The 19,568-nt window shown below is 46.1% G+C and carries 15 protein-coding genes; 7 read left to right on the forward strand and 8 right to left on the reverse strand.

Features of this window, described 5'->3' with window-relative positions:
• Positions 1 to 13 precede the first annotated feature (13 nt).
• Both L0992_14715 and L0992_14720 read left to right on the forward strand, forming a co-directional pair.
• A complete protein-coding gene (locus L0992_14715) occupies positions 14 to 742 on the forward strand; it encodes a glutathione peroxidase (GenBank protein ID XGB66928.1) in 729 nt (242 codons plus the stop codon).
• Positions 743 to 1,033: 291 nt separating this feature from the next.
• Entirely contained in the window at positions 1,034 to 2,500 is a 1,467-nt protein-coding gene (locus L0992_14720) for a dihydrolipoyl dehydrogenase (protein ID XGB66929.1), read from the forward strand.
• Between the two features lie 235 nt (positions 2,501 to 2,735).
• Here the strand turns inward: L0992_14720 and L0992_14725 are convergent, their stop codons facing one another.
• The gene (locus L0992_14725; protein ID XGB66930.1) at positions 2,736 to 3,083 is read right to left on the reverse strand and encodes a RidA family protein; all 348 of its coding nucleotides are present in this window, start codon (positions 3,081 to 3,083) and stop codon (positions 2,736 to 2,738) included.
• Between the two features lie 87 nt (positions 3,084 to 3,170).
• Here L0992_14725 and L0992_14730 point away from each other — a divergent pair, with 87 nt between their 5' ends.
• A complete protein-coding gene (locus L0992_14730) occupies positions 3,171 to 3,419 on the forward strand; it encodes a DUF3624 domain-containing protein (protein XGB66931.1) in 249 nt (82 codons plus the stop codon).
• Positions 3,420 to 3,672: 253 nt separating this feature from the next.
• On the opposite strand, the gene argH is transcribed toward L0992_14730, so the two are convergent.
• From argH to argC, 4 genes are all read right to left on the reverse strand, one after another.
• Entirely contained in the window at positions 3,673 to 5,547 is a 1,875-nt protein-coding gene (argH, locus tag L0992_14735) for an argininosuccinate lyase (protein XGB66932.1), read from the reverse strand.
• 347 nt (positions 5,548 to 5,894) lie between these two features.
• On the reverse strand, positions 5,895 to 7,106 hold the full coding sequence (locus tag L0992_14740) for an argininosuccinate synthase (GenBank protein ID XGB66933.1): 1,212 nt from the start codon (positions 7,104 to 7,106) through the stop codon (positions 5,895 to 5,897).
• A gap of 113 nt (positions 7,107 to 7,219) precedes the next feature.
• Positions 7,220 to 8,008 (reverse strand): acetylglutamate kinase, encoded by a 789-nt coding sequence (gene argB / locus L0992_14745; GenBank protein ID XGB66934.1) that lies wholly within the window; start codon positions 8,006 to 8,008, stop codon positions 7,220 to 7,222.
• A gap of 12 nt (positions 8,009 to 8,020) precedes the next feature.
• A complete protein-coding gene (gene argC, locus L0992_14750; GenBank protein ID XGB66935.1) occupies positions 8,021 to 9,025 on the reverse strand; it encodes an N-acetyl-gamma-glutamyl-phosphate reductase in 1,005 nt (334 codons plus the stop codon).
• A gap of 154 nt (positions 9,026 to 9,179) precedes the next feature.
• Here argC and argE point away from each other — a divergent pair, with 154 nt between their 5' ends.
• The 3 genes from argE to L0992_14765 all read left to right on the forward strand — a co-directional run bounded on the left by argE (position 9,180) and on the right by L0992_14765 (position 14,093).
• The gene (argE, locus tag L0992_14755) at positions 9,180 to 10,316 is read left to right on the forward strand and encodes an acetylornithine deacetylase (protein ID XGB66936.1); all 1,137 of its coding nucleotides are present in this window, start codon (positions 9,180 to 9,182) and stop codon (positions 10,314 to 10,316) included.
• A gap of 251 nt (positions 10,317 to 10,567) precedes the next feature.
• Entirely contained in the window at positions 10,568 to 13,204 is a 2,637-nt protein-coding gene (gene ppc / locus L0992_14760) for a phosphoenolpyruvate carboxylase (protein ID XGB66937.1), read from the forward strand.
• 349 nt (positions 13,205 to 13,553) lie between these two features.
• Positions 13,554 to 14,093 (forward strand): PadR family transcriptional regulator, encoded by a 540-nt coding sequence (locus L0992_14765; GenBank protein ID XGB66938.1) that lies wholly within the window; start codon positions 13,554 to 13,556, stop codon positions 14,091 to 14,093.
• 173 nt (positions 14,094 to 14,266) lie between these two features.
• Here the strand turns inward: L0992_14765 and metF are convergent, their stop codons facing one another.
• From metF to L0992_14780, 3 genes are all read right to left on the reverse strand, one after another.
• Positions 14,267 to 15,166 carry a methylenetetrahydrofolate reductase gene (gene metF / locus L0992_14770; GenBank protein XGB66939.1) on the reverse strand — a complete coding sequence of 300 codons (900 nt, stop codon included), beginning with the start codon at positions 15,164 to 15,166 and terminating at the stop codon, positions 14,267 to 14,269.
• A gap of 276 nt (positions 15,167 to 15,442) precedes the next feature.
• On the reverse strand, positions 15,443 to 17,854 hold the full coding sequence (locus L0992_14775; GenBank protein ID XGB66940.1) for a bifunctional aspartate kinase/homoserine dehydrogenase II: 2,412 nt from the start codon (positions 17,852 to 17,854) through the stop codon (positions 15,443 to 15,445).
• A 2-nt stretch (positions 17,855 to 17,856) separates the two neighbouring features.
• Complete coding sequence (locus L0992_14780) at positions 17,857 to 19,038, reverse strand: O-succinylhomoserine (thiol)-lyase (GenBank protein XGB66941.1); 1,182 nt, start codon at positions 19,036 to 19,038, stop codon at positions 17,857 to 17,859.
• A gap of 208 nt (positions 19,039 to 19,246) precedes the next feature.
• Between L0992_14780 and metJ the strand changes: the two genes are divergently transcribed.
• On the forward strand, positions 19,247 to 19,567 hold the full coding sequence (gene metJ / locus L0992_14785) for a met regulon transcriptional regulator MetJ (protein ID XGB66942.1): 321 nt from the start codon (positions 19,247 to 19,249) through the stop codon (positions 19,565 to 19,567).
• Position 19,568: the final 1 nt, after the last annotated feature.

Here is a 19,568-nt window from a genome sequence, read left to right on the forward strand (position 1 = left end):
TAAGGAAATCAATATGTTTGCATCTAAAGAAGGTCAATCAATCCCTCAAGTAACATTTCCAACTCGCCAAGGCGATGCATGGGTTAACGTAACGACAGAAGAGCTTTTCAAAGACAAGACAGTTATCGTATTCAGCCTACCAGGCGCGTTTACTCCAACATGTTCTTCAAGCCACCTACCTCGTTACAACGAACTACACTCAGTGTTCAAAGAAAACGGCGTTGATGACATCCTTTGTGTTTCTGTAAACGACACGTTCGTAATGAACGCATGGAAAGCAGACCAAGAAGCGGAAAACATCACATTCATCCCTGATGGTAACGGTGATTTCACAGACGGCATGGGTATGCTAGTTGAGAAAAACGACATCGGCTTCGGCAAACGTTCATGGCGCTACAGCATGCTGGTTAAAAACGGCGTGGTAGAAAAAATGTTCATCGAAGAAGACGTACCAGGCGACCCGTTCAAGGTTTCTGATGCAGATACTATGCTGAACTACCTTGCTCCTGAGCACAAAGAGCAAGAGTCAATCACAGTATTCACTAAGCCAGGCTGTCCTTTCTGTATGAAAGCGAAGCAGAACCTAATCGACAAAGGTCTAAACTACGAAGAAGTGGTTCTAGGTAAAGATGCAACAACAGTAAGCCTACGTGCAATCTCTGGTCGCACTACTGTTCCTCAAGTCTTCATCGGTGGCAAACACATTGGTGGCAGCGAAGAACTAGAAGCTTTCCTAGGTTAATTACTTAGTCGCTAATAAACGCTTAGCAATTAAGTGAACTAGCAATATCAGTTAACCCACCCTCTTGTGGGTTAGCTATTCCAAACCACTCTCATGTGAGCTTTGGAAAAAGAATATAGCCTGTGGCTCGCTCAGTTTTAACTAATCTATAGTTAGTAACAAAAGCAGAGTCACAAGCTAAACCTAATAAAACAGAATCACAAAACTGACCCGTTATCCTGACTCTCAAAAAAATCACCAGAGTTGGAGGGGTTCGTTCAAACTAAATTCAGCCATTGCGAGAAAATTATTATGAAACAAGTCAATGTAGATGTAGCAGTTATCGGGGGCGGTACGGCAGGTCTAGGTTCTTACCGCGCTGCAAAAGCACACACTGACAGTGTCGTGATGATTGAAGGCGGCCCTTACGGTACCACCTGTGCTCGCGTTGGTTGTATGCCATCTAAACTGCTTATTGCAGCTGCAGAAAGCGTACACCAAATCGCGAAAGCTCCGGCTTTTGGCGTTCACCCACAAGGCGATATCGTGATTAACGGCCGTGAAGTGATGGATCGAGTTAAGTTTGAACGTGACCGTTTTGTTGGTTTTGTTTTAGAAGGTGTTGATGAAATCCCAGAGCAAGACAAGATCTCTGGTTACGCAAAATTCTTAGACGACAACACGCTGCAAATTGATGACCATACGGTTGTGACTGCTAAGCGTATTGTTATCGCGACAGGTTCGCGCCCTGCATACCCAGCAGTTTGGAATGAACTTGGCGACCGCCTAATCATTAATGATGACGTGTTCAGCTGGGATGATTTACCAGAATCTGTTGCTGTATTTGGCCCTGGCGTTATTGGCCTAGAGCTTGGTCAGTCATTGCATCGCTTAGGTGTGAAGACCAAACTGTTCGGTTTGGGTGGTCAAGTTGGCCCAGTAACCGACCCAGAGATCATGGCTTACGCAGACAGGGCCTTCAATGAAGAGTTCTACCTAGATGCCGACGTAAAAATCGAGAGCATGAAGCGTATTACCACTGAATCGGGTGAACCACGTGTCGAAATCCAGTTCATCAATAAGCAAGGTGAACTAGAAACTAACATCGTTGAGTACGTACTGGCAGCAACAGGTCGTCGTCCTAATACAGACAAACTTGGCCTAGAGAATACCTCTCTTGAGCTTGATGAACGTGGTGTTCCTATCGCAGACCACTACACGCTACAAACATCATTGCCATCAGTATTCATTGCGGGTGATGCAAGCAACCAACTGCCTCTGCTACATGAAGCCGCTGACCAAGCACGCATTGCTGGTGACAACGCAGGTCGCTTCCCTGAGATTCGTGCAGGCCTACGCCGCTCTAAAATCTCTGCAGTATTCTCTGACCCGCAAATCGCGATGGTTGGTGAAACGTACAAAGAGATCACGACACGCTTAGGCACATGTGGCTGTTTCGCAACAGGTGAAGTGTCTTTCGAGAACCAAGGTCGTTCACGAGTAATGCTACGCAACAAAGGTATCCTGCACGTTTACGGTGAGCAAGGTACAGGCCGCTTCCTTGGTGCTGAGATGATGGGACCAAACGCAGAACATTTGGCGCACCTATTAGCTTGGGCACATCAGAATAAGATGACGATTTCGGAAATGCTAGACATGCCTTTCTACCACCCAGTGATTGAAGAAGGTGTACGGACAGCACTACGTGACTTGAATGCGAAACTGCACCTAGGTCCAGAGACGGTGAAACACTGTCTAGATTGCGGACCGGGCTGTTAATCTCAGACTATCGTTAGCAGTTAGCAAACACTAGATACTAAAAAGGAAAGCCATTGGCTTTCCTTTTTTGCAACGAGCAAATAACAGACTCCCGATTACGCTCCTTCGTCACTATCAGAAATAACGATAATTTTCACAATATGGTAGGAACAAAATCCTCTACGTCATTCCAGAACCGAGGGACGAGGTATCTGGAATCTCTTGAAGCCATTGCCTGTCGCTAAATACTTAGCAATTACTTCTCAGCAGCAATCACAGAGATTTCAACAAGTAGCGCTTCGCGAGCCATATCGCCAGTCACACATGCGCGAGCTGGAGCGTGACCTTCTGGTACCCATGCATCCCAAACTGCGTTCATTTCTTGGAAGTCTTTCATGTCTTTCAAGTAAATCGTTGCTGACAGCATGTGCTCTTTGTCGCTGCCTGCTTGCTCAAGTAGCGCTTCCACTTTGTCTAGCATTGTCTGTGTTTGTTCCGTGATGTCTTTAGTTGCATCAGCACAAACTTGGCCACATAGGTAGATAGTACCGTTATGTTTAACAATACGGCTCATGCGTTGCTTGGTTTCTTGGCGCTCAATCATCGATCTTCTCTCTCTATGTCACCGTGATCCAATATCTTGTGACGTGGTATTATCAGGGCAACAAGCATAACGCGAATCAAGCCCAAGATGACATGTCTTCATTGCAATAAAAATGAAAAAATCTTCAACAAACTCGGCCGCTGCCAACGTTGTATGAATCAGCTCACGGTGCTGTCTATCTTGAGCTGGGGAGTATGGTGGTTATTTTTCAAAGAAGCCCCGAAAGCCATCAATGCCATCGCTTTGATGATGGCGGCTTTCGCGTTCAGTGGCTTGCTATCGTTGCATTGGATAATGAAGTTTGTGGTGCTGCCTTTGAGGAACAAAAAGCGTTAGCTGAGGTGTTTGTTGGATAGGCAATAATGGTTAGACGCTAGCTTCAATACTCCGATAATTGGTCACAACCATCGAACGAGTATAATTTGCCACACAACAGATAGAAAAAAGCCCCAGAACCAATCGATTCTAGGGCTTTCTTAGAAAATTCTAAGAAAAAGCAGTGGTACTTTAATAGACCGGGCTTTTCTTAATTTGTTCCCAAAAAAGATCAGATTTTTGATCTTTTTTTAGGGACTATAAAATCAATGCCTTATGCAACATTCACCTTAGCGATAATCTGCTCGACCAAGTTCACTTCTAAAGCCACTTCATCACACGCATGTTGACGAGGACACTGGTCGCAATCTTTCAGTACCTTCTCAGGTAGCAGAGATTTCGATGTTGGTAAGAAGTCATGCTTCATAAAGAACTCAGGCGTACGAGTCAGTACAAACACCTTCTTGATGGCCATTTGGCGTGCTTTCTCAACCAAGTGCTGAACAATCGCGGTTCCCTGCCCTTGGCCTTGCCAACCGGCTTCAACGCCCAGTGAACGTATTTCCGCTAAGCCAGAGTCATACACATAGAGCGATGCACAACCTGTCACCTCACCATGATGCTCTGCGACCGCAAACGAGCCAATATCACGCACCAGTTCATTACGAGAACGAGGTAGGTTTTCACCCATGTTCGCCCAGTAAGCCACCATGCCTTCTAATGCTTCGATGTCAGTCAAACGAGCAGGACGAACCTTAACGATTGAAGTATCACGCTGCGCCAAACGTTTCTCAGCTTGGTCTACTGCGTAAGCCACTTGTTGTGGTGATACACCACCTAGCGCGCTACGTTTTTCAAGGCACGATTCAATGGTCAGGATGTCATACACATCCTCTTCTATCACCTCAGAGAACTCTTTCATCTCTGCGATGGTTAATTCTTCCAGCGCACAGCCTTTAGCAATCGCCGCTACTACTGTTACACCCACAATGTGGTGAGCTTCACGGAAAGGAATGCCTTTCGCTACTAGGTAATCAGCCAGTTCAGTAGAGTTTGCATAACCTTGCTTCGCAGCTTCAAGTGTACGTTCGCCGTTCACTTTAATGCCGTCAAAACAAAGTGCCGCCATTTCCATACAATCATTCCAAGTGTCTAAAGCGTCGAACAGACCTTCTTTATCTTCTTGCATGTCTTTGTTGTACGCCAAAGGCAGAGCTTTTACTGTCATCATCATTGCGGCTAATGAACCGTAAACACGGCCCGTTTTGCCACGGATAAGTTCTAGCGCATCCGGGTTTTTCTTTTGTGGCATCAGAGATGAACCTGACGTCACGGTATCCGCTAACTCGATGAAGTTTGATTCACCTGAGTTGTAAAAAATCATATCTTCTGCAAGACGTGAAAGGTGAAGCATAGAGATAGAAGCGATCGACATCAGCTCCATCACATGATCACGGTCAGATACAGAATCTAGAGAGTTACGCGTTGCACGACGGAAACCTAAGTTGTGAGCTAACTCTTCACGGTCCATCGGGTAAGCTGTTCCTGCAAGGGCACCAGAACCCAGCGGACATGTATCTAGACGCTTAATCGCATCATTCAAACGTGAATAATCACGCTCAAGCATTTCAACGTAAGCCAAGCACCAGTGAGCAAAAGTTACCGGCTGAGCACGTTGTAAGTGAGTGTAGCCAGGAAGCACGGTTTCTTGATGCTGAGAAGCAACATTCACCATTTGGCTTTGTAGGCGATCCAATGCCAATAGCAGTTGGTTACCTTGCTGACGACACCATAGTTTCAGGTCGGTCGCCACTTGGTCATTACGAGAACGGCCAGTGTGAAGCTTTTTACCCAAGTCACCGACTTTGCCGATAAGTTGTTGCTCAACCCAGCTGTGAATATCTTCTGCATCAGAACGTAGAATCTGTTCAGGATCTTCCATCACCTCAAGTTTTAGCTCATTCAGCGCTAACTCAAGCTTCTGTTGCTCTTCTTCTGTTAATACGTTGACCGACAGTAGAGCTTTAGACCAGGCAATTGAGCCCACAATGTCTTGCTCAGCCAATCGGTAATCAAAACGAAGAGAATCGTTAAAATCTTTGAACCGGGTGTCTGCTGCTTGGGTAAATCTACCGCCCCATAATGCCATTGTGTATCTCCTAATTGCACAGTGCTCACTGTTTTTGCAAATGATAATTCTGATTAAGATTCAGTATTTTTCTGATGGTTTAAACTTACGGCAATTCAAAATGAAAATAAAGTATTAATTCATTATTTTCACATATTTATTCACCAAAAGTTGAATCCATTGATTATTTTCAGCGTGGAGCGCGAATTATATGCCATTCGATAGTAAAAACCGAAGCTGATTTATTAGGCGAATAGAAACTAAAAAGCCCACTCACTAATCAATAGTGAATGGGCTTTGCATAATAATGTCTGTTTACTGACCTTTAATTTTTCATCAAAGGCTAGCTCACTAACTCATTGTTAGGATTACTTTTGGCTATTCAGAGCACGGATACGGCTTGATAGCGAATAAAGACGAATGAAGCCTTCAGCGTGGCTTTGGTCGTAAACTTCATCTTCACCAAAGGTTGCAAACTCTTCTGAGTATAGGCTGTTGTCAGAACGCTTCTGAGTTACCGTTGCATGGCCTTTGTAAAGCTTGATAACCACTTCACCATTCACGTCTTGTGCTAGCTCTTCTGTCGCTGCAAGGATTGACTTACAAAGCGGAGTGAACCAACGACCGTCGTATACAAGGTGAGAAGCTTTAACACCTAGCTCTTCACGGAATTCGAATGCCGCTTTATCAAGAACTAGCTGCTCTACTGCACGTAGTGCTTCCATCATGATGGTGCCACCCGGAGTTTCGTAACAGCCACGTGACTTCATACCAACAAGACGGTTTTCTACGATATCGATACGACCAACACCGTGCTTAGCGCCCTTCTCATTTAGGTAAACCAGTGCGTTGTACGGCGTCATTGTTTCGCCATCAACCGCAACCACTTCGCCTTTTTCAACTTTAAGCGTTACTGTTTCAGATTCGTTTGGCGCTTGCTCTGGGTCTACAGTCCAAGCCCAGCAATCTTCGTTTGGCGCATTCCATGTATCTTCTAGAACGCCACCTTCTGTAGAGATGTGCCATGCGTTTGCATCACGCGAGTAAATCTTAGTAAGAGAAGCAGTACAAGGGATGTTACGTTCTGCTAGGTAATCTAGACACTCTTCACGGCTCACTAGATCCCACTCACGCCATGGTGCAATTACGTGTAGGTCTGGTGCTAGTGCTGCGAATGCACCTTCAAAACGAACTTGGTCATTACCTTTACCAGTACAACCGTGACACAGTGCGTCAGCACCTACTTTTCGTGCTACTTCAACCTGCGCTTTCGCGATGATTGGACGAGCCATAGAAGTACCTAGTAGGTATTTACCTTCGTAGTAAGCGCCTGTTTTTAGTGTTGGGTAGATGTAATCTGCCACCATCTCTTCTTTAAGGTCAGCGATGTAACACTCTGAAGCACCCGAAGCTTTTGCTTTCTCTTCGATACCAATCAACTCTTCGTCGCCTTGACCAACATCCGCGACAAACGCAACCACTTCACAGTCATAGTTCTCTTTCAACCATGGGATGATTACTGATGTGTCTAGACCGCCAGAGTAGGCTACTACAACTTTCTTTACGTTAACTTTGCTCATTTTCTTTCTCCTAGTTTCCATACTGCACATGGCGGTCAGCGTTGGAAATGACTTCATAATTATATGTTTATTTAGTTTGTCTAAATTCTTTAAGTAGTGACTCGTTGTGAGAACTACTGAGGTAAAAACTGTGTTCCTATGCTTTTACCTGAAAACAGTTGTGTTAGCTTTTCTGGGTATCGCCAAGTAGCAACTTCGATTGGTCGTCCGAGGTCGTTAGCTGCTTCTAGTGCGGCTTGAACCTTGACGATCATGCCGTCGGTAATTACTTTGCCTGCGATAAGGTCATCGGCTTGTTGTTGATTAAGGCTTGGAATGAGGTGGCCTTTGCCATCCAACACACCACTTACATCAGAAAGAAGTACCAGCTCAGCATCTAGTGCGCCAGCAACGGCAACCGCAGCTTGGTCGGCATTGACGTTCATCAGTTGACCTTGTTCAGTCAGACCAATTGAACTGATGATTGGCAGCGCGCCAGCATTAAGAATCGCTTGCAAGACGGTTGAGTCGCCCGGCTCCGCTTTTCCTACTGCACCCAGCTCAGGGTTCAGTTCGCTCACTTTGCATAAACCACCATCCGCTAGGCTCAAACCAACGGCATTGATACCGTCTTTAATCGCCTGACCTTGAAGTAATTTATTCGCCGTACCCGCTAGTGCACCAGCAATCACAGGGATCTGATCATAAGGAGTAACACGTAACCCTTCTTTCTTAACGGTTTCGAGGTTCAACTTATTCATCAAATCATCAACAAGGTAACCACCACCGTGAACAATCACGATTGGTCGTTGGGCTTGTTGTTGGTAAGCAGAGATAGCACCAAATAACTTGCTAAGTGTTTCACCACAAGATAGCGCAGCGCCACCTAACTTTATGATTAATGGTTGATTATTAAGGCTCATATCTAGATTTCCTTACACTAACGCAGTTAATGGCGCAAAACCATAACGTAAATTTAAACACTGCATCGCTTGGCTAGATGCACCCTTTAATAAGTTATCAATCGCTGAAACAACGATGATGTGCTGACCTTGAACCTTCCAACCTAAATCACAGAAAGGTGTATGTTCTACGTCTTGAATTCTTGGCAATGTCTCTTCGAGTAATCTCACCGCAGGTTTACCTTGGTAAGCTTGCTCAAAAGCATCTTGTATCTGTTGTTCTGTCACGCCTTCAGCCAGTTTCATGGTGATGGTCGCTAAAATACCGCGCTTAAAGTTGCCGAGGTGCGGAGTGAAAATCACATCACATCCTAAGTGTGCAGCCATTTCAGGTTGATGACGGTGATTGAATACGCCGTAAGCTTGCAGACTCACTTCGCAGAAACTGTTAACCATGGTCGCCTTACGACCCGCTCCTGTAACACCACTCGTTGCGTTAATCACAGGCCATTGGCTCTCATCCAGTAACTTCGCTTCAACCAAAGGCTTAATCGCCAATTGTGATGCGGTTGGGTAACAACCCGCGACTGCGACAAGTTGAGCTTCTTTAATCGCTTGCTCATTCCATTCCGCTAAACCGTAAGCGGCTTTATCTAGCCATTGCTCGTGTTGGTGTTCAAAACCGTAGAACTCTTGGTAAAAGTTCTCGCCTTTCACTCTGAAGGCTCCCGATAGGTCGAACACTTGGCAATCGTTCTCTAGAAAGATTGGCGCTAGGTCATGGCTTACTTCGTGTGCAGTGGCTAAGAAAATCACATCAGACTGCTTTGCCACTTCTTCTGGATTCGTTAATGGTTGTACTGGCATATCAATCAAGCCAGCTAACTTACCGTGCAATGCCGCAATAGGTTTACCTGCGTCTACACTATTGGCTGAGACATATAAACCTGATAGCGTGAGCTCAGGGTGTCTGTTTATCATTAGAGCCAGTTCTGCTCCTGTGTAGCCGCTTGCGCCAATGATCGTGGTTTTCAACATCTCAACACATCCATTTCTGAGGTAAGTTACATTTCAAAATTTGACTATTCATACTTAATTTTTAGCTTTATTTGATTTCTTATGCATTAAATATGATTTAATATGTGTTTTACCGACTTATAGTTTTCCTGTCAATAGTAGAAGTGAAGATATTATGCAATTACCGAGTTTTCTTGAGGTCTACAAAGGCCTAATTTCCACCGACTCTATTAGTTCTACCGATCCAAGCTGGGATCATGGCAACGAAAAAGTGATCGAAAAATTGGCTCAATGGTTTAAAGACTTGGGTTTTAGCGTAGAGGTCGTGGAAGTCGAGCCCGGCAAACATAATATGGTCGCAAAGATGGGTTCTGGTGAAGGTGGCTTGCTATTAGCAGGACACAGCGACACCGTGCCATTTGATGAAGGGCGTTGGAACTTTAACCCTCATGCACTGACAGAGCACAATAATCGCTTCTACGGATTAGGCACGGCCGACATGAAAGGCTTCTTCGCTTTCGTCTATGAAGCGGCAAAAAAGATGGATTGGAGTAATCAGGCAAGGCCACTTTATGTATTGGCAACCTGTGATGAAGAGACCACCATGCTAGGTGCTCGTCACTTCACGGAGAATGCACCATTTAAACCGGACTACTGCATCATTGGTGAGCCGACTAGCCTAGTGCCGATTCGTGGACACAAAGGCCACGTGGCAAATGCAGTGCGAGTAACCGGTAAATCAGGTCACTCTTCTGATCCTGCACTAGGCGTCAATGCCATCGAGATCATGCATGAAGTGTTGTTTGCGTTAATGCAGCTGCGTGACAAGTTAGTCAAAGAGTACCATCACCCGGGTTTTGCAATTCCAAGCCCTACTCTAAACCTTGGCCATATTCACGGTGGCGACAGCGCCAACCGTATCTGTGGTTGCTGTGAGCTGCACTACGATGTACGTCCTTTACCGGGTATCAGCTTAGATGGCTTGGATAACATGCTGCGCAGCGCACTGAAAGAAGTGGAAGCCAAATGGCCGGGCAGAATTGAAATTACGCCACTGCACGAACCTATCCCGGGTTACGAGTGCCAACACGACCACCCATTTATCGGTGGCATGGAATCCGTTTGCGAAACTGAATCACAAACCGTGAACTACTGTACCGAGGCACCTTTCCTTCAAGAACTTTGCCCAACCTTAGTTCTGGGTCCGGGCTCAATCGACCAAGCTCACCAACCGGATGAGTTCTTAAGCTTCGATTTTATCGATCCAACGATTGATGTTCTGAGTAAATCCATCCGTAAATATTGTTTCTAGTTATTGCTACCCTTTCGATATTTTTTTATAAAAGCCGCCCAAAAAGGTGGCTTTTATTCTGTTATCCCTGCCAAAGCCTGATCTTGTAATTAAATTTCACTTTATTCCGAAGTCTTGGAAAATTTACTTCTCCCGCATTTCGAAAACTAATAATTGCAAACTTAGAATGCTTTATTTGACTAGATACAGCAGTTTTCGCTAGATTGTGTACTTAACAAGGAACAATGGATGTAATTTTTTTACGAGGCAGGATGACAATGAACGAGAAATACGCCGCTCTCAAGAGTAACGTAAGCATGCTGGGACGCTTGCTAGGTAACACAATCCAAGATGCACATGGTGACGTTATCTTAGAGAAAGTGGAAACTATCCGTAAACTTTCCAAATCCGCCCGCGCAGGCAACAAAGCTGACCGTGACAGCCTAGTTGAAGAAATCAAAAACCTGCCGAACGAACAACTCACTCCTGTTGCTCGTGCATTTAACCAATTTCTCAACCTCACCAACATGGCAGAGCAGTACCACACCATCTCTCGCCACTGTGAGGAGCATGTTTGCGAACCAGACGTGCTGCAATCTCTATTTTCCAAATTAAACCAAAACGACATCAGCAAGCTAGATGCGGCTCAAGCCGTTCGCGACCTGAACATTGAACTCGTTTTGACTGCACACCCAACAGAAATCACTCGTCGCACCATGATCAACAAGCTGGTTAAGATCAACGAGTGCCTGTCTAAATTAGAATTAAGCGACCTATCGCACAAAGAGCGCGTGAAAACCGAACGTCGCCTAGAGCAACTTATCGCTCAAGGTTGGCACTCTGATGTGATTCGTCAGCAACGCCCAACGCCACTTGATGAAGCTAAGTGGGGCTTTGCGGTTGTAGAAAACTCGCTTTGGGAAGCCGTTCCTGATTTCCTACGTGAAATGGATGGCCGACTAAAAGGCTATCTTGGTGAAGGCCTGCCGATTGATGCACGCCCGGTACACTTCTCATCTTGGATGGGCGGTGACCGCGATGGTAACCCATTCGTAACGCACACCATCACTAAAGAAGTGCTACGCTTATCTCGCTGGAAAGCTGCAGACCTTTACCTAGGTGACGTTAACGAGCTAATTACCGAACTGTCGATGACTAAGTGTAATGATGCCGTTCGTGAACTAGCCGGTGATGAGCACGAAGCTTACCGTGCAATCCTGAAGAACCTACGTACTCTGCTGAACAACACGCTAGAAGTGTTGGATGCAAAACTGCATGACACAGAGGTTCCGAAGAAAGAAACACTACAGAACATCGAGCAACTTTGGACACCGCTTTACGCGTGTTACCAATCGTTGCACGAATGTGGCATGGGCGTAATCGCAGACGGTTCTCTGCTTGATACTCTGCGCCGACTAAAAGCATTCGGTGTACACCTAGTGCGTCTCGATGTTCGTCAAGAAAGTACCCGTCATTCAGATGTACTGTCTGAACTGACTCGCTACCTAGGCATTGGCGATTACGACCAATGGAGCGAGCAAGACAAGATTGCTTTCTTAACCAATGAATTAAGCTCTAAGCGACCGCTTCTTCCTCGCGATTGGGAGCCATCTGAACAGGTTAAAGAGGTTTTAGACACCTGTAAGGTCATTGCTGCTCAACCTCGTGAAGCCTTCGGTGCTTACGTAATTTCTATGGCACGTACTGCATCAGATGTACTGGCTGTTCACTTGCTACTGCAAGAATGCGGCTGTCCGTACCGCATGGACGTGTGTCCGCTGTTCGAAACGCTAGACGACTTGAACAACTCAGAAGCAGTAATGAAACAGCTAATGAGCATCGACTTGTACCGTGGCTTTATCCAGAACCACCAGATGGTGATGATCGGATACTCTGACTCAGCGAAAGATGCGGGCGTAATGTCTGCAGGTTGGGCTCAATATGACGCGATGGACAAGCTGGTTAAGGTTTGTGATGAAGAAGGCATTGAACTGACTCTATTCCACGGTCGTGGCGGTACGGTTGGTCGTGGTGGTGCGCCAGCGCACGCTGCTCTTCTTTCTCAGCCACCTAAGAGCTTGAAAGGCGGTTTACGTGTAACTGAGCAAGGCGAAATGATCCGCTTTAAGCTTGGCTTGCCAGATGTTGCTGTAAACAGCTTCAACCTTTACGCAAGTGCGATTCTAGAAGCGAACCTTCTGCCGCCACCAGAGCCAAAACAAGAGTGGCGCGACCTAATGGAAGTGCTGTCTCAAGTATCTTGTGAGGCTTACCGTAACGTGGTTCGTGGCGAAGAAAAATTCGTACCTTACTTCCGTCAAGCGACACCTGAACTGGAGCTAGGCAAACTGCCTCTTGGTTCTCGCCCTGCAAAACGTAACCCGAACGGCGGCGTAGAAAGCCTACGTGCGATTCCATGGATTTTCTCTTGGAGCCAAAACCGTTTAGTACTGCCTGCATGGCTAGGCGCTGGTGAAGCGATTCAGTACTCTGTAGATCAAGGCCATCAAGCCCTACTGGAAGAGATGTGTCGCGAGTGGCCGTTCTTCTCTACCCGTCTCGGTATGTTGGAAATGGTGTACTCGAAGTGCAACATGGAAATCGCTAAGTACTACGACCAACGTCTTGTTGACGAAGAGCTATTACCGTTAGGTGAATTGCTGCGTGAACAGCTGCAAAAAGACATCAAAGCCGTGCTGAATGTTGAGAACAACGAGAACCTAATGCAGAGCGACCCTTGGGGACTAGAGTCAATCCGCCTACGTAACATCTACGTTGAGCCACTAAACATGCTTCAAGCTGAGCTGCTTTACCGTACTCGTAAATGTGAAACACCACCAGCAGAGCTTGAAGAAGCGCTAATGGTGACGATTGCAGGCATTGCAGCAGGCATGCGAAACACTGGTTAATTAGTGATTCCTACTATTCAATAGACAAAAGGTCGCCTAGTGCGACCTTTTTATTTTACAAAATAAGCGATACTTAGTTTTTTGTCAGTTTTTTGGGTTATTTTGTCCATGTATTCTACTTTATGCTTATTATTTAGATATACTACTGCTCCGCTGCGGAAACACTCCAAAAAAATAATCTGCAGCATCTTGACCAATAAACTGGTCAACCTAGGTGATAAACGGCTTTGTAAGGTGACATAACCAACCGATGAGTTGGTGCTACTTAAACATAACCAATATAACGTGCCATTAGAAGCACACTTGTTGTTTAAGTATTTGTTTACTGTTTACCATTTGGATTTCAGACATGTCATTACCACACGTAATTCTAACCGTTTTAAGTACACGCGATGCTACTGGTTACGATATCACAAAAGAATTCTCCGCAAGCATTGGTTACTTCTGGAAAGCTAGCCACCAACAAGTTTACCGCGAGCTAAATAAAATGGCTCAGAACGACCAGGTAACTTGCGTGCTTGAGCCTCAAGAAGGCAAACCTGATCGTAAAGTTTACTCTATCACTGATGCTGGCCGTGGCGCGCTAGGTGAATGGTTTGAACAACCAACTGCACACCCAACCGTTCGTGACGAGTTCTCAGCTAAGCTAATGGCTTGTGCTGTACAACCTTCTGACGCTTACCGTGTACAACTTGCTGAGCTAGTAGAAGAGTCTCGCAAACTGGTTTCTCACTACCGTGAAATCGAAGCGGCTTACTACGCAACGCCATCAACACTAGACAAGCAAGCACGCCTTGAGCGTCTTACTCTTCGTCGTAACCTACTTATCCGTGAAGCATGGATTGTATGGGCTGAAGAAGTACTGCTTGAACTTGGCGCTCTTGCTTAAGTTAAGCTAGAAGCTAGAAGCTAGAAGCTAGAAGCTAGAAGCTAGAAGCTAGAAGCTAGAAAAGCAAAAGGCTTGAACTCTTAGAGTCCAAGCCTTTTTTGTATCTATAGGATTTGAAATTTTACAGCCAGAGACTTTTTACAAGCGCTTAGGCTTTACTTCTTTGACTTTACTTAAAGCGCGGCGACTTGTGGACGAACACCTAATGTGTGGCAAAGTGCGTAAGTCATTTCTGCACGGTTTAGCGTATAGAAGTGGAAGTCTTTCACACCTTCGCGGCTCAGTGTACGAACCATATCAATTGCTTGGCTAGCACCAACAAGCTGACGAGTCGTTGGATCATCATCCAAACCTTCAAACTGCTTCGCCATCCAGCCTGGTACTTTTACGTTGTTCATCGCAGCAAAGCGAGACGCTTGCTTGAAGTTAGAAACCGGCAGAATGCCCGGTACAATCTCAACATCAACGCCAGCCGCTACACAGCGGTCACGAAAGCGTAGGTAGCTCTCTACATCAAAGAAGAACTGAGTGATGGCACGGTTAGCACCGGCATCCACTTTACGTTTTAGGTTAATAAGATCCGATTGAGCGCTTTTTGCTTCAGGGTGAACCTCTGGGAATGCCGCTACTGAAATATCAAAGTCGTGACGAGATTTAAGCAGCTCAACTAGGTCAGATGCGTACATCTCTGGCGCGCCGCCGCCTGCTGGAATATCACCACGCAGAGCAACGATGCTCTCGATGCCATTTACCCAGTAATCGTCGGCGATTTGAATCAGCTCTTCGCGGCTCGCATCAATACACGTTAGGTGTGGCGCTGCGACTAGACCTGTTTGGTTTTTGATTTCTTTAATGATTGAGTGGGTACGATCACGTTCACCCGAGTTTGCACCGTAGGTTACTGATACAAATTTTGGTTGAAGTGTTTTAAGACGGTGAACAGAATTCCACAGGGTCTCTTCCATCTTCTCACTGCTTGGTGGAAAAAACTCAAATGACACATTGATGTTGTCAGAAAGCTCAGCGATATTCTGATTTAAAGCGTCGATATGACTAGCGTGTGTGTATCCCATCTTACTCTCCCTGTGGCAAAAGCGACCACTAAAATCTCAAATCCTTAAACGACGTTTAGACGTCTATATGTCTGTAGAATGTATTGAATATGATTTAATGTCAACAGATCCATTATGAATTTTTCTCAAGTAGATCGTGAGTAAAACTCAAGTAGTTAGATGACTCGCAAAGCAGAAATAATGTAGAAAAAAGGCTGAAAAACACATCGTGCTTTCAGCCTTATTTATCTTAGTGAATAGTATGCTATTTACGTACTAAAACAATTGATCTGAGTATCAGAACAGACTAGACATTCTGTTTAGGTCCGACTGAATTGCACCCGCAGTTACTTCACGACCTGCACCCGGGCCACGAATAACCAATGGATTATCCTTGTACCATTTGCTCTCAATCGCAAAGATGTTATCGCAAGGCAGCAAGTTAGCTAGAGCGTGTTCTTTTGATAGGGCTTCAACACCTACCGTTGCCTTACCATTTTTCTCTAAACGCGCTACGTAACGCAGAACCTTCTGTTGAGAGTGCGCTTTCTCTAAACGCTCAGCCAACTCTTCGCTCAACACAGAAGCCTTATCAAAGAAGTCATCTACTGACAGTTCTTGCAACTCTTCAGGGACCAGTGATTCTACTTTTACGTTTTCAGGCTCAATGTCTAAGCCCGATTCACGAGCCAGAATCACCAGCTTACGCATTACGTCTGAACCATCAAGGTCAGCGCGCGGGTCTGGTTCAGTCAGGCCTTGTTGCCATGCTAAGTCAACCAACTCACTGAACGGCACAGTGCCATCAAACTGTTGGAACAACCACGACAACGTGCCCGAGAAAATGCCAGACAACGCAATGATGTCATCGCCACTTTCGCGCAAGTCGCGTACCGTGTGGTTAATCGGCAGACCTGCACCCACTGTCGCGTTGTACAACCAGTGACGGCTGATCTTCGCGAAGGCATCTTGTACCTGATGGTAGTACTCGCTTGATGCAGAACCTGCCACCTTGTTTGCCGAGATAAGGTGAATACCTTGTTGTGCGATTTGCAGATATTTTTCCGCAAGCACTGGGCTCGCAGTCACATCCAGAACCACTGCTTCGTCATAACCCTGAATAGAGCCTAAACGCTCTAACCAGTCGTTACCATTGTTGGCAATCGCTTCGTCGTCAAAGCGCTTACCTACCGAAGTCGCATCAATACCTTGGTCGTCGAACCAATAAGTTTGGCTATCAACCACCGCAACCAATTCAAAGTTCATTCCACGACGCTTTTCGAGTTCCGCTTTTTGCTCAGCAAACAGGCTTAACCAGCTTGAACCAATGTTGCCCTTACCACACAAAGCAATCGCAACACGCTTCTGCGCTTGGAATAGTTGAGAGTGAATGCCTTTCACTAGGCTTGATGTTTCACTCTTGCGAATCACTGCCACTAAGCTCAAGCCAGAGTTGGCCTCCGAGATGAACTCAACCGGCGAACTCTTAAGCTGCTGGTAGAAACCGTAGCAATGGTTCGGGTTCTTAGTCACGCCAGCACCCACGGCAGCAATCAAAGAGAAACCTTCTTTAAGCTTAATCTCAGCTTCAATCGCGTGATCTTGTAGATATTCTAAAGCACCACCAGCGATCTCTTCTGTGTAAGCAAGGCGCAAACAGTGCTGATCCGGTTCAAGCTCATAAGCAAGCGGCTCGAGTTGAGCACGCTTTAGCCCTTCAAGCACTTCACTCTCTAGACGGTCGAAATCATGTCCGTGACCAAACGTCAGCTGTACGATAAGCACTTCATCCAAAGAGGTAATGATTTTTGCGCCGCGACCCGATGCCAGTACACGCTCTATCTGTGTAGAGCCCGCCTCTGGCTGATAGCTGCAGCGTAAGCTTAAGTCCATAGCACTTTGAGCCACAGGCTGTAGAGTTCGGCTGTGAAGTACTGGAGCCGCTAAACGAGCTAACTCACTCGCTTCATCAAGGCGAAGCAGAGGTAGTAAGCATGCATCCGAAACCAAACGAGGGTCTGCGCTGTATACACCAGCGACGTCACTCCAAATCGTTACGCGTTCAACCTCAGCCAATGCACCAATCACAGTTGCAGAGTAATCCGAGCCGTTACGGCCGAGTAGAACCGTTTCACCTTCAGTATTTTGAGCCATAAAGCCAGTAATCACGACACGGCAATGTGCATGCTGCGCCAAGGCTTCTTTAATCAGAGGATAAGAGCGTGCGCGGTCAACTTCAGGTTGAGCACCTACTTCTGCACGCAAAAAGGCACGTGCATCTTGAGCAACCGCTTGTAAATCATGTTGGCACAACAAAGCGGCTAACAAACGTGAAGACCAAACCTCACCGTGTCCTAGCACTTGTGCTTTTTGCGCTTCGCTTAGAGGAGCCGTTAGCTCACCTAAAGCGGTAAATTCTTGTTGAATGGTGGCCGTTAGCTGAGCCGCAGACTCACCTTCAAGCAGTGCTTCAATCAGCTCAAGTTGGAACTGACGAAGTGCTTGCAAACATTCATGGGCAATACGACCATCTTTGTCGAGCGCTTCAACAAACTCAATCAAGCGGTTAGTGGTTTTACCCGCTGCCGATACCACGACCAAGTCAGTGGCTGATGAGTATTCTCTAAGAATGTTGACCACGCGTTGGTAACACTCAGGATTCGCTAAGCTGCTGCCACCAAATTTATGTAGCTGGCGAAAGGTTGCCATTATTAACCCTCCCCTTCAGCGATAAAGCCTTGTGTCTTTTCAAACGCTTGCTTGAGGTCATCAATCAAGTCTTCAGCATCTTCAAGGCCAACAGAAAGACGCAGTAACTGTTGAGAAACACCCGCTTCTGCCAGTGCTTCTTCGCCCATTGCACGGTGAGTCATCGACGCAGGGTGGCAAATTAAGCTTTCCACACCGCCCAGTGATTCCGCCAAAGAGAATAGCTCTAACTTATCGACAAAGTATTTAAGCGCCTCAAATGAGCCCGCAAACTCAAAGCTCAGCATTGAACCAAAGCCAGACTGCTGTTTCTTCGCAATATCATGACCCGGGTGTTCAAGAAGACTTGGGTGATAAATAGTACCGACAAGATCTTGTTGCTGCAGAGACGCGAGAATTTCACGTGAGCTTTCTTCGTGAACTCGCATACGCGCACCTAGCGTACGAATACCACGTAGAGTCATGTAGCTATCAAATGGTGTGCCGGTCGCACCAATACAGTTGCCCCACCATGCTAGCTCTTCAGCGTGCTCTTCTGTTTTCGTAACGACAACACCACCAATAACGTCCGAGTGTCCGTTGATGTACTTAGTGGTTGAGTGAATAACAAAATCAGCACCCAGCTCTAAAGGCTTTTGGAACACAGGAGTCAAAAACGTGTTGTCGACAGCAACCAGAGCACCAACCTCTTTCGCTTTACGACAAGTTTCTGCAATATCAACCACACGAACCAAAGGATTCGATGGTGTTTCAATTAAGATCAACTTTGGCTTAAGCGCGATCGCTGCATCCAGTGCCGCTTGATCCGATTGATCAACGAACAGAACTTTGAAGTCACCTTTCAGTGAGCGAGTGTTAAACAGACGGTAAGTACCACCGTAGCAGTCGTGTGGTGCGATAATAAGATCATCGCCACCTAAGAAAGCAGAAACCCATAAGTTTAGCGCCGAGGTACCACAGTTAGTGACCACCGCGCCCTTGCCCGATTCAAGCTCAAACAGTGCAGTTTCTAGTAAACCGCGGTTTGGGTTACCAGAACGGGTGTAATCGTACTTTGGCACTTCACCAAAAGCGGGAAACCCATAGTTAGTCGAAAGATAAATAGGTGGGACAACGGCATGGTGTTGCGTGTCTGACTCGATACCAGTACGTACTGCGATTGTTGCTGGCTTCCGGCTGCTCATAGGTGCTTCCTTACAAGTTTTGCGTCTGAGAATCACAGCTGCTTGTCGGCATTTTACGGCTGTGTTAGATATATGTTATTCACTTTACTTTCATAAACGTGAGACGTCAACACTTCTAGACGTCTATATGTCTTTGCTTATGGCGGTAAATCCCGCTAAAATCACCACTATTAATTTATTCTAACAACTAAAGTGATGAAGGTACGCAATGGCCGACTGGAATGGTGAATACATAAGCCCATATGCTGAGCATGGAAAGAAAAGCGAACAAGTAAAGAAAATTACAGTTTCTATCCCTCTAAAAGTGTTAAAGGTTCTAACTGACGAGCGTACCCGCCGCCAGATTAACAACCTACGCCATGCAACAAACAGTGAGCTACTGTGCGAAGCCTTTCTACATGCGTACACAGGCCAACCACTACCAACGGATGAAGACCTTCGTAAAGACCGCCCAGACGATATTCCTGCTGAAGTGAAAAAACTGATGACAGAGATGGGTATCGAGTTCGAAGCGTTTGACGAAGAATAAA

The sequence above is a fragment of the Vibrio pomeroyi genome (genome assembly GCA_041879425.1).
In the GTDB taxonomy this organism is placed as follows: domain Bacteria; phylum Pseudomonadota; class Gammaproteobacteria; order Enterobacterales; family Vibrionaceae; genus Vibrio; species Vibrio pomeroyi_A.